The sequence below is a fragment of the Mesorhizobium sp. BR1-1-13 genome, assembly GCF_020165515.1.
Taxonomy (GTDB): domain Bacteria; phylum Pseudomonadota; class Alphaproteobacteria; order Rhizobiales; family Rhizobiaceae; genus Mesorhizobium.
This window is the reverse complement of sequence record NZ_JAIUIH010000016.1, coordinates 18,149-33,866: the sequence shown is the minus strand read 5'-3', so window position 1 is coordinate 33,866 and position 15,718 is coordinate 18,149. Positions and strand designations below refer to the sequence as shown.

Here is a 15,718-nt window from a genome sequence, read left to right as displayed (position 1 = left end):
CCCGAGCAGTAAATCTTCCGGTGCGGTCAACAGCAGATCGTCAATAGATGCAAGCTCTCTAATGTTCTTAACTGGCGGCTGCAAGCACGGTAGGGATGCGACAGCTCAGCTTTCCAAGTTTTTCGGTTGAGAATACTCTTGCCGCCATGATTCGCGGCGCGGAAAGCGTGGACCGGCGGATCGTCACGAGGAGAGGGTAATGAAGACTTATCTGGCGGAAGTTCTAGGCACATTTCTGTTGGTGTTCATCGGTACCGCGTCGGTGGTGACGGGCGGCTTCGGCGGCGCGCTGCCGCTGGGGCAGGAAGGCATCGGGCTGGCCTTCGGCATCGGCCTTATCGCGGCCGCCTACGCGATCGGCCCCATTTCGGGGGCGCATCTCAACCCGGCTGTGACACTCGGCGTTTTCCTTGCCGGCCGGTTGCCGGCCAAGGACGTCATCCCCTACTGGATCGCACAGATCATCGGCGCCATCCTGGCATCGCTGGCGCTGTGGATCATCGTCTCCGGCCAGGCCGGGGGGCACACTGGCGGCTTCGGCGCCAATGGCTGGGACGAGACGAAATGGGGTGTCTCTTCCGCGTTCCTGTGGGAACTGATCGGCACCTTCACCTTTGTCACCGTGATCCTCGGCGTTACCGCGGAAAGGCATGCGACGGCCTTCGCCGGACTGGTCATCGGCCTGACGCTGGCGGGTATCCACTTCGCCATGATCCCGGTGACCGGCACATCGGTCAATCCGGCTCGTTCCATTGGGCCGGCGCTGTTCTCGGGCGGCGCCGCGATCAGCCAGCTCTGGCTGTTCATCGTCGCGCCGCTGATCGGCGGCGCCGTTGCCGGCGTCGTCGCCAAGGCGCGCGTCTTCGAAAAGGACTGATTTCGAAAGCCTGAACAAGAAAAGGCGCGGGGCCGAGCCTCGCGCCTTTTTTGTCGGGTGGAAAAATCCGCCTGGATCAGGCGGCGATATCGAAGCGGTCGGCGTTCATCACCTTGGTCCACGCCGCAACGAAATCCCTGGCGAATTTCTGCCCGGCATCCGCGGACCCGTACACCTCCGACAGCGCACGCAATTGCGCATGCGAGCCGAAGATAAGGTCGGCGCGGGTACCGGTCCACTTGACCGCCCTGGTCTTGCGGTCTCGCGCTTCGTAGACCTCATCCGAACCGGCGGCCGGATCCCAGACCGTGTTCATGCTGAGCAGGTTGACGAAGAAGTCGTTCGTCAGCGTGCCCGGCCTGTCGGTGAACACGCCGTGCCTGGACTTGCCGGTATTGGCGCCGAGCACCCGCAGGCCGCCGACCAGCACCGTCATCTCCGGCGCGGTCAGCGTCAGCAACTGTGCCCGGTCGACCAGCATCGCCTCGACCGACATCGGCTGCGGGCCCCGGACATAGTTGCGGAAGCCGTCGACCTTCGGCTCGAGTGCGGCAAAGGAGGCGACATCGGTCTGTTCCTGCGAGGCATCCATGCGGCCCGGCGTGAACGGCACCTTCACCTCGTTTCCGCCATCCTTTGCCGCCTTCTCGACCGCGGCGACGCCGCCGAGCACGATCAGATCGGCCAGCGAGATCTTTTTCCCGCCGGTCTGTGCCGCGTTGAACGCCTTCTGGATGGATTCGAGCGTGGCAAGCACCTTGGCCAATTCAGCAGGCTGGTTGACGTCCCAGTCCCTTTGCGGCGCCAGCCGGATGCGGGCACCGTTGGCGCCGCCGCGCTTGTCGGAACCCCTGAAAGTCGAGGCCGAAGCCCAGGCGGTCGAGACCAGTTCGGAAACCGACAGACCCGAGGCCAGGATCTTGGCCTTCAGCGATGCGATATCCTGTTCGCTGACCAGTTCATGGTCGACGGCCGGGATCGGATCCTGCCAGATCAGCTCTTCCTTCGGCACGAGCGGGCCAAGGTAACGCACGACCGGGCCCATATCGCGATGGGTGAGCTTGAACCAGGCGCGGGCGAAGGCGTCGGCGAACTGATCCGGATTCTGGTGGAACCGCCGCGAGATCTTCTCGTAAGCCGGATCGACCCGCAGCGCGAGATCGGTGGTCAGCATGGCCGGCGCGCGGCGCTTGGAGGGATCATGCGCGTCCGGCACCGTGCCGGCACCGGCGCCGCCCCTAGGCGTCCACTGATGGGCGCCGGCCGGGCTTTTCGTCAATTCCCATTCGTAGTTGAACAGGTTGTCGAAGAAGTTGTTGCTCCATTTGGTCGGCGTCGTGGTCCAGGTGACCTCGAGCCCCGAAGTGATGGCATCGCCGGCAATGCCCGACGCGTGCTTGCTCGACCAGCCGAGGCCCTGCGCCTCGATGCCGGCGCCTTCCGGCTCGGCGCCAACCAGCGAGGCATCGCCGGCGCCGTGGGTTTTGCCGAAGGTGTGGCCGCCGGCGATCAGTGCCACCGTCTCCTCGTCATTCATCGCCATGCGGCCGAAGGTTTCCCTGATGTCGCGTGCCGAGGCAAGCGGATCAGGCTTGCCGTTCGGGCCTTCCGGATTGACGTAGATCAGGCCCATCTGCACGGCGCCGAGATGGCCGCGAAGTTCGCGGTCGCCGGAGTAGCGCTCGTCGTCGAGCCATTTGGTTTCCGATCCCCAATCGACGTCCTGCTCGGGTTCCCAGACGTCGGCGCGGCCGCCGGCGAAGCCGAAGGTCTTGAAGCCCATCGATTCCAGGGCGACATTGCCGGTGAGGATCAGCAGGTCGGCCCAGGAGATCTTGCGGCCATATTTCTGCTTGACCGGCCACAGCAGGCGGCGCGCCTTGTCAAGATTGGCGTTGTCAGGCCAGCTGTTGAGCGGTGCGAAACGCTGCTGGCCGGCGCCGGCGCCGCCGCGGCCGTCACCGATGCGGTAGGTGCCAGCGCTGTGCCAGGCCATGCGAATGAACAGCGGCCCGTAATGGCCGAAGTCGGCCGGCCACCAATCCTGCGAATCCGTCATGACATGGTGCAGGTCCTTGATCACCGCGTCGAGATCGAGGCTCGCGAATTCCTTGGCATAGTCGAAGTCCTCGCCCATCGGGTCGGAGAGGCTCGACTGCTGGTGGAGAACGCCGAGGTCCAGCTGGTTGGGCCACCAGTCACGGTTGGTCCTGGCACCAGGTCCATGCGCGACAGGGCATTTGCCCGCGCTGTTGTCGTCGGTTTTCGCGTCCATCTTGCACTCCAATTTTGCCGAGGTTCCGGGCAGCCAGCGCCGCCATCCTGGAATGATTCCAGACTAGGCCAGCCTGCCGATAAAAACAAATTGCCTTTCCTGTTCATTTCAATAGGATTTTCTTATGATAGGCCTAACCGTCCGGCAGATGCATTATTTCGACGCACTTGCGCAGACGCTGCATTTCGGGCGTGCGGCGAAACTTGCAGGCGTGAGCCAGCCGGCGCTGTCCTCGCAGATCGCGGAAATGGAGCAGCGGCTGAACTGTCGGCTGTTCGAACGCGGCGGCAAATCGGTGCGCATGACCGACGAGGCGGCAGCCCTTTTGCCGCGCATCGAACGCATCCTTTCCGACATACGCGAGGTCGAGACCATCGCCCGGCGTGGCCGCCCTGCCATGGGAGGGCGCTTCCGGCTGGGCATCATTCCGACCGTCGCGCCCTATCTTTTGCCGCGTGCGCTGCCCGAGCTGAAAATGCATTTCCCGGACTTGCTGCTCGAACTGCGCGAGGCGGTGACCGCCTCGCTCGTCGAGGACATCGCGTCGCAAAAGCTCGATGCCTTCATCGCCGCGCTTCCGCTCGACCATCCCGGCCTGATGACCGAGGCTTTGTTCCCCGACCGGTTTTTCCTGGCCGTGCCGTCAGGCGATCCGGCTTTCGCCTCGCCACCGGTGCCGCCTGAAAGCCCGGCACTGGAAAGGCTGATGCTGCTGGAGGAAGGCCATTGCCTGCGCGAACAGGCGTTGGCTGTCTGCGGCAATGTGCGGCCGGTGGCGATGGCAAGCTACGGCGCCACCAGCCTGACCACGCTCTTGCAGATGGTGGCGCACGGGCTCGGTGTGACGCTGATCCCCGAAATGGCCGCGGGACCCGCCGGCACTATCCCCGATCTCAAGATCGTGCCGTTCCAGGAACCCATGCCGCAGCGCACGATCTGCTTTGCCTGGCGGCGCAACAGCACCTTGCACAATGAGTGCATGGAGCTGGCGAAGATCATACGAGGGTTGGGAGCGGCGGTGCAGGCGGCGTGAAGCAGGAGGAGCCCAAGCTTACTATCGGCCCAGGCAAACCTCGAATGTGCGCTTGTTGAACGGCTTGAGTGGATAGATCGTCTTCATAAAAGCAAGTGGTCAAGTGCCACGGAACGTGTTGGGCAGAATTCCGGACCGAGCTCATCGTTGGGTCCATAATGGTATACAGGAAGAATGCGACACGCCTGCGAACCGGCCTGTTGCGCAAGCCGGCGCGCGTGGCGACTTCAGGCGGCAGTGCTGGCGCGGCTTGGCTCAAGAACAGACTTGACCTTGTCGGCGACCGCGCGCCCGAGATCGGCGTTATTGCCAGCGGTGAAATGGATGCCGTCGACACCGTCCGTGGTGACGAAATCGCCGGCATTCAGGAAGTCGATCTTCATGAAATCCGCCATCGCCTTATACTGCCTGGCCAGCTCCCTGGACTTTTCATGACCGCCGCCGAACATGCCCTCGAACCAGGGATCCGGCATCGGGGTCAGCGGCGGCGGCGCGATGACCAGCGCTTTCGGAGCCGGATAAGGCGTGCCGATGCCGCCGGCGCTCGTCAGGATTTGCCCGACCAATTTCGCCATTCCGTTGGCGATCTCGTAGGGTGTCCGACGAAAATAGGACTTCGTATCATTGGTGCCCAGCATAACGATGACGAGGTCCAGCGGCAGATGGCTGGCGATGGCCGAGGGCAGGTAATTGGCGCCGTTGAGGCGCGGGTCGTTGGGATCGTCGAGACAGGTCGTGCGCGCGCTCAAACCTTCTTCGATGATGTGGTAGCCCGCTCCCAGCGCCGCCGCCATAACACCCGTCCAGCGCTGATCATAGGGGTAGCGGTAGGTCGGCGACCCTTCCTTGACCGGAACCCAGCCCCAGGTCAGCGAGTCGCCGTAGCACATGATGTTTTTTGGCGGTGACATCCATGTTTCTCCATCTGTTTGCAGTTGTCTGAACGTGCAGATCTATCGATCCAGCCCTAACGCCGGCGCCGGCTTGCCTTGTTTCGATTCAGGAGGTTCGCACGCGCACTCCGTAGAAGATCGCCGCACCGAGGATGATGACGCCCTGGGCGATGAGCTTGCCGGGTTCGTCGATGCCGAGCACCGTCATCACAACGAACAAAAGCGCGAAGCACAGGGAGCCGAAGAAAGGCCCCCAGACGCCGCCGTCGCCGCGACCGAAGGCGACGCCGCCAAGGATCGTTGCCGCGACTGCCAGGATCGGCAGGTCGAGACCGACGCGCACGCTGCCGACGGCGATCGAACCGGTCTGCACCAGAGCCGCGATCGCCGCGATCAGGCCGGCGAGCGTATGCGCCAGGATAACCGTGCGCTGGACGGGCACGCCGGAAAAATGAGCGGCTTCGGCATTCTCGCCAACCGAGGCCACGTAGCGGCCAAATACGGTCTGCGACAGAAGCAGCCACACCGTGGCGGTCAGCATGATCCAGAACAGCACCGGCGTCGGAACCGACAGGAACTTCGTGTTGTAGAGATCGTTGAACAGTTTCGGCACATCGCCGGGTGGATTGCCGCTCGACAGGAACTGCACCAGTCCGACCAGGATGATGTTGACGGCCAGCGTGACGATGACGGCCGACACCCGCCGGATGCCTATCATGAAGCCGTTGAACAGGCCAATGACGAGGCCCGTGGCGAGCGCCAGTACGACGAAGAAGGGCAGCGACGCGCCCGGGAAACTGCCCGACGAGATGAAATAGTTGATCAGCAGGATGATGCCGCCGCCGGAGAGGTCGATCGACTTCACGCGCATGACGACGAGCTGCCCCAGCACGAGAATGCCAAGCGGAACGATCTGCCTGATGAAGATGCCCATGATGTTGAGGTTGAGCATGTTCGGCCGTGCGATCCACAGCGTGGCCAGAAGCACGAGGAAGACAAAGTAGGACGGCGGTATGCGAAGCAGACGCCGGGCGATCGGGTTTGCGAGAACGGCAGTCATCGCTCAGAGCCCCATCTTTTTACGGGATTGCAGCCCGACCACGGCCAAGAGGATGCCGCCCTTGATCGCCGTCTGGACAAAGGGCGAGACGTTGGCGAGATTCATGCCATTGGCCAGCAGTGCCATCACAAGCGCGCCGATCACCGTGCCGTGCAGGCTGCCGATTCCTCCTGAAAGCTGGGTGCCGCCAAGTGCGACGGCGGTGACCGTGTCGAGTTCGAAAAGCAACCCGACATTTGGATCACCCGACACGATGCGCCCGGCCAGGAAGACACCGGCAACGGCCGCGAAACAGGAGCAGACCACATAGGCGAGGATGATGTTGCGGCGATCGGAGACGCCGAAATTGCGGGCGGCGCTTTCGGCCCCCGACGCGATACCGCCGCCGATCGCAAACAGATGCAGGCCGTACCGCGATCCGTAGAGCAGCTTCCAGGCCAACAGTATCACGACGATTCCCCAAAAGACCGGATAAGGAATACCGAGGAAACTGCCTGAGACGGCAGCAATGACGATCTCCGGAACGGTGCCGCCGGAGACGGGACGCAAGATGCGCGTGATGCCAAGGACAATGTACTGCGTCGATAGCGTGGCGATGATTGGATGGACGTTGAAACGGGTGATCGCCAGGCCGTTGATCAGCCCGATGAATGCGGCCAGCACGAAGACCGCCGGGATCAGCACGATCGCCGGCTGGTCGAGCGCCAGCACCGCCGTCGTGAGACTGATGACCGAGCCGACCGACAGATCGAGCCCGCCGACGAGCACGACGACGAGTTGTCCCACCGCCGCGATGACCAGCGGCATCGCCTGCGCAACCAGGTTGAAAAGGTTTTCGGCCGTTGCGAACTGCGCCGTCTGAACCGACAGCCACAGCGAAATGAGCAAGGCAACCAACAATGGCAGACCCCATTGGCCCTGCCGTGTGTTCCGGCCACTCACGATGTTGGACACGCTACGATACATGGAGGGCCCCTAGTGCCGGCGCGCCGAGCCACCCGTCAGGGCCGCGTCGAGGATCTTGTGCTCCGTCGCCTGTGCTGCCGGCATTTCGGCCACGATTGTGTCGTGGTGGACGACATAGATGCGGTCGCACAGCCCGATCAGCTCGATCGTCTCGCGCGAGAGCACCAGCACCGCGCCACCCTTGCGGGTGAAATCGCGCAGCAGATGGTAGATCTCGGACTTGGAGCCGATGTCGACGCCACGGGTCGGCTCTTCCACCAAGAGAAGATCGAGATCCGCGGCGAGGTAGCGGCCGAGCAGCACTTTTTGCTGATTGCCGCCCGACAGCGAACCGACCGGAGCGGACGGCCCTGTCGCCTTTATGTTCATGACATCCATCATGCGGGCGATGACGCTTCGATAGGGCCGCGCCGGCGCAAGTTCGCGTCGCCTCGAATGCAATCCGATGGCGATGTTGTGGGCGATCGGCAAAGCGAGAAAGAGCCCCTCCTCCTTGCGGTCCTCGGGGACGAAACCGACCTTCAGCTGCTGCAAATGGCGAACGCCTGATGATGTCGAGAGCGGCATGTCGAGCGTTTTGCCGTTGATGGAAATCGTCCCGGCAGAAGGATGGTAGCGGCCGATGAGTGAGCGCAGGAAGCGCTGCTGGCCCTGTCCCTCAAGCCCGGCGAGGGCGACGATCTCGCCCTTGTGCAACGTCAGCGACAGAGGCTGCGATGTCTCGGTGATCCTGAGATTCTCGACGCGCAGGATTTCGCCGCCCCTCTCGCCCGTGCGATCTGGGAACAGGTCCTGGAGTTCGCGCCCGACCATCATGGCGATGAGTTCGTCTGTGGTGATCTCGGATACCGTCCTGGTGCCGACCAGTGCGCCGTCCTTCAGCACCGTCACAGTGTCGCACAGCTCGAAGATTTCCTCCATGCGATGCGAAATGTAGACGATTGCCTTTCCCCTATCGCGCAGACGACGGATGTTGCGGTTGAGCATATCGACATCGGCCGCGTTGAGCGCCGCTGTCGGCTCGTCGAGAATAAGCACGCCGGCGTCGGCCTGGATGCAATGCGCGATCTCGACGAATTGCCGCTCGGCAATGGTCAGGTTGGAAACGAGTTGCGAGGGGTCTAGCGTGAGACCGAGTTCGCCGAGTGCCTTGGCGGTTCGGCTGTTCATCACGGAATAGTCGATCGAGCCGAACCGGTTCGTCGGCTCCCGGCCGAGAAACATGTTCTCGGCGATCGACAGATTGGGCAGCAGCGAGTGTTCCTGGAAAACGGTCGAGATGCCGGCATCGAGCGCGGCGCGCGGTGACTTCAGATCGAGCTTTTCCCCATTCATGAAGATCTCGCCGGAATCGGGCTGATACACGCCCGCCAGGATCTTCATCAAGGTCGATTTTCCGGCGCCGTTCTCGCCCATCAGGGCGTGAACGGCGCCGGCCTTCAGATCGAGGGAAACGGAGTGGAGCGCCTTGCTCCCCCCGAATGCCTTCGAAATGTGCGACATCTCGATAAGATTGGCCACGAAACCCTCGCTTCACCACTGGAAGGGCCCGCGGGGACGCTTGTCCACTCCCCGCCGGCCACGGCGTGTCACTTCTTGCCGTAATATTCCTTGAGCTTGTCTTCGGGGAGTTCGCTCGGCCACCAGACATTGGCCGTCAGGTCGTCGCGATAGTATTTCGCGGCCTTGTCCTTGTCCCAGCCATCAGGGTTGTAGACATAGCGCTTGTGGAGTTGCTTGCCCTCGAGCAGGGCTACAGCGGCGCGCACGCCGGCAGCACCCTGGGCCGGGCTGTATTCCGGAGAGATCGACTTGAATCCGTCCGTGATCCACTGGCCGAAATAGCCATTGTTGCCCTCGCCCGAAATCGGCGGGATCGGCGTGCCGAACTGCTTGAAGACATCGACGCAGGCGCGCGTCATGTCGGCGCCGGACGACCAGATGCCGTCGACCTGCGGATTGTTCAGATAGAGGGTCTCGCACAGCTTCTTGGCCTTGTCGTACTGCCAGTCGCCATGCTCCTCGGCGATGATCTGCACATGCGTGCCCTTGAGTGATTCCAGCAGCCCGTTGTAGCGGTTGGTGTCTTCCGGGTGGCCGGCAAGGCCACGCAAGACCCAGATCTTGCCGTTGTCGCCAACGGTCTTCACCAGCCAGTCGCCCATTACCTTGCCGAAGTGCTCGGCTCCCCCTTGGATTTCGGTGGTATAGGCATCGGAATCGATGCGGCCGGTGTGAAGGATGACGGGGATGCCGGCGGCGACCGCCTTGGCGATGCTGGCGTTGGCCGACGTGCTGGTCACCGGCTGAACGATGATCGCGTCGACATGCTGGGCGATCAGATCCTCGATATCGGCTACCTGCTTCTTCTGATCGAAGCCGGCATCGAGCAGGATGAACTTCGAGATGCGCTTGTCCTTTGCCGCGGCATTTTCCGCCTCATGCGCGACCTGCACGGTCCAGGTGTTGGCGTTGACGCCGAAGTCGCTCATTCCGATGACCCAGGGGGGGTCCTTCTTGAATGCGCCGGCCTCGATCATGCGCGTGTCGTCGGGACGCGGGGCGACGCCGTCCATCAGCTTGACATCTTCCGCGTGCGCCAGGGACGTTACGGCAAGCGCTGATACAACGAGCATCCCCAGCCCGACGGTTTTCAGCAATCCTAACATTGAACTCCTCCTTGTGGTTGCTCCGGCCGTACGGACGCGCACGGGCCGCGAGACGCTCTCCCGATGCATGCTTGCCGTCGCGACCGACCTATGCACGCAATTTTCCCGCCCCCGAACACATGTGTGTCGAGGCCCAATTCCCGCTGGACGTTGATGACGGTCGAGAACTCCTCCGGGCACTTTAGAAGCACAGTGGATTTGACCTGTCAATAGTTAGTCATGTTGAATGACTATTCCTTTGCTTGCCTTTCGCCCCTCCGCTATTCATCATGAAGAGCGCTCGTCCTGCACCGGCGCGCGATCAGTCCCGGCGGGAAAATCATGCGATCAGTCTTGTGCTACGGCGACTCCAATACACACGGCCAGATCCCCGGCAAGGGGCCGCTCGAGCGTTATGGTCCGGCTGAGCGCTGGCCGGGGATACTGCGCGCTCAGCTAGGCCCCGACTGGTATGTCATCGAGGAAGGATTGAGCGGTCGAACCACCGTCCACGACGATCCGATCGAGGGGGCACACAAGAACGGCAGAACCTATCTTCGCCCCTGTCTGCAGAGCCATGCGACGCTCGACCTCGTCATCATCATGCTCGGCACCAATGACCTCAAGATCCGCTTCAACAAACCGCCGTCGGAAGTGGCTATGGGCATCGGCTGCCTTGTCTACGACATCAAGGAACTGGCGCCCGGTCCGGGCGGCACCACACCCGAAATCATGATCGTCGCACCGCCGCCGATGCAGGACGACGTCAAGGAATGGAAGTCTATCTTCGCCGGCGCACCGGAGAAATCGCGGCTGCTGGCGCTCGAGTTCGAGGTGCTGGCGGATTCGCTCGAACTGCACTTTTTCGATGCCGGCTCGGTGGTGTCCTGCAGCGAAGCGGACGGATTTCACATCGATGCCGAAGCGCACAGACTGCTTGGCACCGCACTCGCCCGCGCGGTCGATGCGATCGGCTGGAGCCGCTCGACATGAGCAACCATACCGCCGCCAGGCAATGCGCTCTTACCGATGGGGCGACCCTTGCCTGACATGAGATTCGCACCACCCAATCCCTTGCGCATCGCCGATCGTGCGAGCGGGCTGAACGCGTTGAGCGTGCGCAGCTACAACGAGCGTCTGGTGCTGTCGCTGCTGCTTCAGAACGAGGGCATATCGCGGATGGAAATCGGCGAGAAGACCGGTCTGTCGGCGCAGACGGCCTCGGTCATCGTCCGCTCCCTCGAACAGGAAGGCCTGGTCTCGCAGGGCGAGGCGCAGCGCGGCCGTGTCGGCCCCCCCACCATCCCGCTTTCACTCAATCCGGAAGGCGCCTACGCGGTCGGCGTCGGCTTCAGCCGGCGCAGGATCGACATCGCGCTCATCGACTTCATCGGCACTGTGCGCTTCCACACGCAGTTGCCCGCGGATGAAGCCAATCCGTTTCCGCAAAGCAGCGATTTGCTTGCGACGATCAGGCAAGCCATGACGAGCCTGCCGGTCGAGGCGCGCAGCCGGGTCGCGGGTATCGGCCTGGCCGTTCCCGATGAGGTCGACGCCATGGCTGCAACCCGCAACGGATCGAGCACATCCCTGAAGGCATTGCAAAGCGAGATCGAAGAGCAGACCAAGCTGCCGGTCTTCGTGCAGAACGACATCACCGCGGCGGCAGGCGGCGAGAGCATGTTCGGCGTCGCAAAGCCGCTGAACGACTATTTGTTCTTCTATCTAGGGGCTAGGCTGCAGAGCAGGCTCATCCTCAACCACCAGATCTATAAGGGAAACTCCAGCGCCAGCTTCGATCATGGCCTCATGCGCCTGGAAAGCGAACTGGCCATGCGCGGACGCTCGTCCGAAATCATCTGGAGCAGCAGCCCTGAGTGGCCTGATCTTGGAGAGGCCTACACCGAATGGCTGGGGGAATGCTCAAACCGCCTGAAAGCATCGATCTCGGCGCTGACCCAGTTTGTCGAGTTCAGGACGGTCCTCCTGTCCAGCTATGCGCCGCAGAAAATCGCCAGGGCCTTGTGCGCCGATATCGGCCGGGAATTTGCCGCTGTCCAAGCGTTGCCGGCGCGGGTGACCATCAGCCCGAAAGCCGTCGGCGCGGCCAGCCTGCCGTTCAGCTCGCGGTTTATGATTCAATGATCGGAACGCTAAGAACAGAAGGGTTGCAAAGCCCCATCTGAGACGTGGATGCACCCCGTTTGAATGTCGGCTAACTCCGATGCGAGAAGCTGTCCCCATGCCATCTTCTGTGGCCTCGCGCATCAGGAACGGGATGCCGGCGACCGTCATCGGCAATTCCGCGCGGAATCGGATGTGCGTGGGACCTTGTAATGCACGATCTGGCCTGCGGCAACGACTCGGCCGCCTGTCGGGGCACCGCGACGCCGGCGTAGTGGCTTCCCAATTGCCAGAAGGGCAGCGGGAACCGCCCGCGTTCCTCTTCAACGATGCGGAAGCCCGCCGCGCGGATCAAGTGCAGCGGTTGGCGGTTGAGATGACAGCCGCCGGCGAGCCGTCCCCACGGCTTGTTCAGCCGCTCCTGCCATCTGCGGCCGCGCGGCCCCTCGGCCTGGCCGTGCTCGATGAAGATCAGCCGGCCCATGGGCTTCAGGATGCGCCGGATTTCGGTCAACGCCGCGTCAGGGTCGGGAATGGTGCAGAAGGCATAGGTGACGACGACCGTGTCGGCGAGGCCATCGATCAAGGGCAGCCTTTCGCCGCTGGCCCGGATGCAGTCGACGTCGAACGGCAGCGAACGAATCTTCGGTTCGGCCAGGCCGAGCATCGTGCCGTCGGGATCGATGCCGACCAGCCGCTCCACCCTTGCGGCGTCGTAATAGGGAAGGTTCAGGCCGGACCCGAAGCCGACTTCGACGACAATTCCCTGCGCCCGCGGGATCATGCGCCTTCGCATACGCGCGAACACGTTTGCCGAACAGCCGGCATGGACGAGATAGGGGGCAATGCAGCGTGCGTACCAGGAGAGACAGGATTGGCACATGTCTCAGCCTCCTTGCCCTGCGTTCTTGACGCCGATGGGGACGCCACCCCCGGCAATGGCCTCGGACGTGCAATGGCGGGTGAGAGTATTGACCGGTGACATTTCTCGCTCCAAGGAGTCTCCTGATCGGGCCCGATCGGCCCGACGTCGTGGGGGATGGATAGAAGGCCGGCGTCCCCTGAACGTCCTCTCAATATCCCAGGGCGGCGCGTGCAGGTCGATGGAGCGATTGGAGTTCCGACTTCTGGGGTTTCCGGAGTTCCGCCTGAACGGGCGGCGGGTGGAGCTCGCCTTGCGCAAGGCGGCCGCGCTTCTCATCTATCTCGCCGAGGCCGGTGGGCCCGTGGCGCGCGAAGTCGCCGCCACGCTTCTGTGGCCCGAAACCGACGAAGAGGCCGCACGAGCGCGCCTCCGGCGCACGTTGCATAAAATCCGCGTCGCGTTCGGCACGGAGGTCATCGCCGCCGCGGGCGCATCCCTCAGCCTGCACCCGGCGCTTGCCGTCGAGCTCGACTCCAAGGTTTTCGAGCATGCCTGCAACGTCGGCCCTCTCGACGAGGCGTCCGACATCTATAGGGGCGATTATCTCGGCGGCTTCTCACTCCCGGATTGTCCGGAATTCGACGAATGGGTCTTTTTCAGGCGCGAAGCCTTGCGTAGCCGGTTGGTGCAGGCGCTGGAGCGTACCATCGAAGCGAAGATCGCCGGCGGCGAGCCACGCAGTGCCGTCGTGCATGCGACGCGCCTGGCGGCACTCGACCCCTTGAGCGAAAGTGCGCACCGTCACCTGATCCGTGCCCACCTGGCGGCCGGAGACAGGGCGGCAGCCGAGCGCCAGATCGAAAGCTGTGTCCGGCTGTTACGAGACGAACTCGGCGTAGGGCCGGACCCGGCCACGCTTGCCCTGGTGCGGGAGCCAACTCAAGATGTCACTTTGGATGTGCCGAGGACGCGCTATGTCGAAGTGGACGGCATCCATCTCGCGTACCAGACCGTCGGCAGCGGACCAACGGACATCGTGCTTGTTCCCGGCTTCATTTCGCATGTCGAGCGTATCTGGGAAGACAGTCGCTGCCGTGCCTGGATATCAGCGATTTCGCGCATGGGTCGCCTGATCCTGTTCGACCGGCGCGGCATGGGACTTTCCGACCGCGTCGGCGTGCGCCCCACCGTCGAAACGACAGCGCAGGACATCTTGGCGGTCATGAATGCGGCCGGCAGCCGCCGGGCCTTGCTCATCGGCGCGTCGGAGGGCGGGCCTGGTTGTGTCCGTTTTGCTATCGATCATCCCGATCGGCTTATCGGCCTTGTTCTGTGGGGTTCGCTCGCGAAAGGCAGCCGCGCGTCGGACTATCCCTTCGCCCTGACCGCCGCGCAATACGATCTGTGGAAGCAGCGGCTGATCGCCGGCTGGGGCGGCCCGGCGGAAATCGAGACGTTCGCCCCGGGCCTCTCCGGAGACCGCCAGGCGGAGACGTGGTGGGCGGGATTGCTCAGGGCGGCCTCCAGCCCCGGCGCGGTCGCGGGCCTGCTCGAAGCGCTGCGTGATACCGATGTCCGTTCCCTGCTCGCAAGGGTCTCGGCCCCGACGGTTGTCCTGCACCGGTCCGGCGACCGCGCCGTGCGCGTCGAAGCGGGGCGGCTTCTGGCAGCCGGAATCCCAGGCGCCCGGTTCATCGAGGTCGCCGGTAACGACCACTGGTTTTGGGTCGGCGACCAACAGCCGCTGCTCGACAGCATCGGCGCGCTTGCACGAAGCAGCTGATGTGCGATGCGGCGTCAGCCGCCGTCAGTTCCGCGCATGGGCGGCTCCAGGCGCAAACGGCTCCGCCATCAATTTGTCTACGCCACGCGTGGTTGAGCTGGCCTGGGTTTGACCACGGTGGCGAGTACGATGCCGGTGACGATGAAGGCCGCGCCGACCAGATCGTAATCGTGCAAGCCCTCGCCGAGCAGCAGATAGGCTAGCACGGCGACGAACACCGTCTGCAGGTAGAGCAGCATGCTCGCTCGGCTCGCGCCGAGCGTTTCCACGCTTTTGTTGTAGAAATAGTACATCAAGGCGCCGCCCGGACCGGCCAGATAGGCGAGCGCGAGAATGCTGTGGACGTCCATGGCGGAGCGTTCGTCGTTGAACAATTCCCAGACATGGAACGGCAAGGCGACAAGGGCACCGGCGCCGAGCAGCAGCACGACCATCGGCAGGAGTTCGATGCCGAATTTGGCACGCCGCAAAAGCACGGTGTACAGGCCCCAGCAGAACGCGCTGCCGACGATCCAGAGCTCGCCGGCGTTGAACTTGAGTTGCAGCAGCGCCGTCAGGTTCCCGTGGGCAACGATGAAAATCATCCCGGCGAGTGCAACCAGCGCGCCTAGCGACTTCCACAGCCCGAGCGGCTCGCCAAGCACGAAACGGGCGAGCACCATCGTCATGACAGGCGACAGCGCCATGATGATGCCAGCCGTGGTGGCGTCGGTGTCGTTGAGGCCATGGTAGATCATACCCTGACATAGGGTGAGGCCGATCGCCCCCACCGCGACGACCTCCACGGCGCGCGTTCGCAACAGCCCGATCATCGCGTCGTGGTGACGGTGCACGATCGGCAGCAGGATGGCGCAGGCAAGCGTCAGCCGCCAGAAGCAGAGGCCCCAGGGCGGCATTTCAGGCGCCACCCATTTGGCCGCGATATAGACGCCAGCCGAAAGCAGCCAGCACAGGACGGCGGCCGGATAGCCGGTCACGGAGGGCACGACCTCGGGTTGCGCGACGTGATGCGCTATCGGCATTGCCTGCATGTCATGCCCTCCCCTTCGATGACGTCGGCCCGATGGGAGCAATATAGCCTGCGCGATTGGGTCATGCATCCGTTTTGAAAGGCGAAAGGAATCTGCACTCGACCACGCGCCTGATACAGGCCCTGTTCAGATCGTGGGGCGCTCGGTGGCTCGCTCGCGAACC

13 protein-coding genes are annotated in these 15,718 nt (G+C 63.3%); 5 read left to right on the top strand and 8 right to left on the bottom strand.

Going from position 1 to position 15,718, the window contains the following annotated elements; all coding sequences use genetic code 11:
* Positions 1-199 precede the first annotated feature (199 nt).
* Complete coding sequence (locus LB533_RS27030) at positions 200-877, top strand: MIP family channel protein (protein ID WP_140642560.1); 678 nt, start codon at positions 200-202, stop codon at positions 875-877.
* Positions 878-953: 76 nt separating this feature from the next.
* On the opposite strand, the gene katG is transcribed toward LB533_RS27030, so the two are convergent.
* Positions 954-3,152 (bottom strand): catalase/peroxidase HPI, encoded by a 2,199-nt coding sequence (gene katG / locus LB533_RS27025; RefSeq protein ID WP_224557148.1) that lies wholly within the window; start codon positions 3,150-3,152, stop codon positions 954-956.
* A gap of 124 nt (positions 3,153-3,276) precedes the next feature.
* On the opposite strand from katG, the gene LB533_RS27020 reads away from it, so the two are divergent.
* Entirely contained in the window at positions 3,277-4,185 is a 909-nt protein-coding gene (locus LB533_RS27020) for a hydrogen peroxide-inducible genes activator (RefSeq protein ID WP_140642556.1), read from the top strand.
* 227 nt (positions 4,186-4,412) lie between these two features.
* Here the strand turns inward: LB533_RS27020 and LB533_RS27015 are convergent, their stop codons facing one another.
* The 5 genes from LB533_RS27015 to LB533_RS26995 all read right to left on the bottom strand — a co-directional run bounded on the left by LB533_RS27015 (position 4,413) and on the right by LB533_RS26995 (position 9,740).
* On the bottom strand, positions 4,413-5,096 hold the full coding sequence (locus tag LB533_RS27015) for an SGNH/GDSL hydrolase family protein (RefSeq protein ID WP_140642555.1): 684 nt from the start codon (positions 5,094-5,096) through the stop codon (positions 4,413-4,415).
* Positions 5,097-5,184: 88 nt separating this feature from the next.
* Positions 5,185-6,138, bottom strand: coding sequence for an ABC transporter permease (locus LB533_RS27010; protein ID WP_224678661.1), 954 nt, complete (start codon positions 6,136-6,138; stop codon positions 5,185-5,187).
* A gap of 3 nt (positions 6,139-6,141) precedes the next feature.
* On the bottom strand, positions 6,142-7,104 hold the full coding sequence (locus LB533_RS27005; protein WP_224678660.1) for an ABC transporter permease: 963 nt from the start codon (positions 7,102-7,104) through the stop codon (positions 6,142-6,144).
* A gap of 9 nt (positions 7,105-7,113) precedes the next feature.
* Positions 7,114-8,625: a sugar ABC transporter ATP-binding protein gene (locus tag LB533_RS27000; RefSeq protein ID WP_140642549.1), complete on the bottom strand. Its 1,512-nt coding sequence runs from the start codon at positions 8,623-8,625 to the stop codon at positions 7,114-7,116.
* Positions 8,626-8,693: 68 nt separating this feature from the next.
* A complete protein-coding gene (locus LB533_RS26995) occupies positions 8,694-9,740 on the bottom strand; it encodes a substrate-binding domain-containing protein (RefSeq protein WP_411908889.1) in 1,047 nt (348 codons plus the stop codon).
* Between the two features lie 354 nt (positions 9,741-10,094).
* Here LB533_RS26995 and LB533_RS26990 point away from each other — a divergent pair, with 354 nt between their 5' ends.
* Complete coding sequence (locus LB533_RS26990; protein WP_140642545.1) at positions 10,095-10,745, top strand: SGNH/GDSL hydrolase family protein; 651 nt, start codon at positions 10,095-10,097, stop codon at positions 10,743-10,745.
* A gap of 57 nt (positions 10,746-10,802) precedes the next feature.
* A complete protein-coding gene (locus tag LB533_RS26985) occupies positions 10,803-11,897 on the top strand; it encodes an ROK family transcriptional regulator (RefSeq protein ID WP_140642543.1) in 1,095 nt (364 codons plus the stop codon).
* 70 nt (positions 11,898-11,967) lie between these two features.
* Here the strand turns inward: LB533_RS26985 and LB533_RS26980 are convergent, their stop codons facing one another.
* Entirely contained in the window at positions 11,968-12,759 is a 792-nt protein-coding gene (locus LB533_RS26980; RefSeq protein ID WP_140642541.1) for a class I SAM-dependent methyltransferase, read from the bottom strand.
* Between the two features lie 220 nt (positions 12,760-12,979).
* On the opposite strand from LB533_RS26980, the gene LB533_RS26975 reads away from it, so the two are divergent.
* On the top strand, positions 12,980-14,524 hold the full coding sequence (locus LB533_RS26975; RefSeq protein ID WP_224557179.1) for an alpha/beta hydrolase: 1,545 nt from the start codon (positions 12,980-12,982) through the stop codon (positions 14,522-14,524).
* A gap of 77 nt (positions 14,525-14,601) precedes the next feature.
* Here LB533_RS26975 and LB533_RS26970 read toward each other — a convergent pair whose 3' ends face one another.
* On the bottom strand, positions 14,602-15,555 hold the full coding sequence (locus LB533_RS26970) for a DMT family transporter (RefSeq protein ID WP_224678659.1): 954 nt from the start codon (positions 15,553-15,555) through the stop codon (positions 14,602-14,604).
* Between the last annotated feature and the right edge of the window lie 163 nt (positions 15,556-15,718).

Bases quoted from the DNA above. Each gene is read 5' to 3' on its own strand.
- LB533_RS27030 (WP_140642560.1), top strand. From the start codon at position 200: ATGAAGACTTATCTGGCGGAAGTTCTAGGCACATTTCTGTTGGTGTTC.
- katG (WP_224557148.1), bottom strand. From the start codon at position 3,152: ATGGACGCGAAAACCGACGACAACAGCGCGGGCAAATGCCCTGTCGCG.
- LB533_RS27020 (WP_140642556.1), top strand. From the start codon at position 3,277: ATGATAGGCCTAACCGTCCGGCAGATGCATTATTTCGACGCACTTGCG.
- LB533_RS27015 (WP_140642555.1), bottom strand. From the start codon at position 5,096: ATGTCACCGCCAAAAAACATCATGTGCTACGGCGACTCGCTGACCTGG.
- LB533_RS27010 (WP_224678661.1), bottom strand. From the start codon at position 6,138: ATGACTGCCGTTCTCGCAAACCCGATCGCCCGGCGTCTGCTTCGCATA.
- LB533_RS27005 (WP_224678660.1), bottom strand. From the start codon at position 7,104: ATGTATCGTAGCGTGTCCAACATCGTGAGTGGCCGGAACACACGGCAG.
- LB533_RS26995 (WP_411908889.1), bottom strand. From the start codon at position 9,740: ATGCTCGTTGTATCAGCGCTTGCCGTAACGTCCCTGGCGCACGCGGAA.
- LB533_RS26990 (WP_140642545.1), top strand. From the start codon at position 10,095: ATGCGATCAGTCTTGTGCTACGGCGACTCCAATACACACGGCCAGATC.
- LB533_RS26985 (WP_140642543.1), top strand. From the start codon at position 10,803: ATGAGATTCGCACCACCCAATCCCTTGCGCATCGCCGATCGTGCGAGC.
- LB533_RS26980 (WP_140642541.1), bottom strand. From the start codon at position 12,759: ATGTGCCAATCCTGTCTCTCCTGGTACGCACGCTGCATTGCCCCCTAT.
- LB533_RS26975 (WP_224557179.1), top strand. From the start codon at position 12,980: ATGGAGCGATTGGAGTTCCGACTTCTGGGGTTTCCGGAGTTCCGCCTG.
- LB533_RS26970 (WP_224678659.1), bottom strand. From the start codon at position 15,555: ATGCAGGCAATGCCGATAGCGCATCACGTCGCGCAACCCGAGGTCGTG.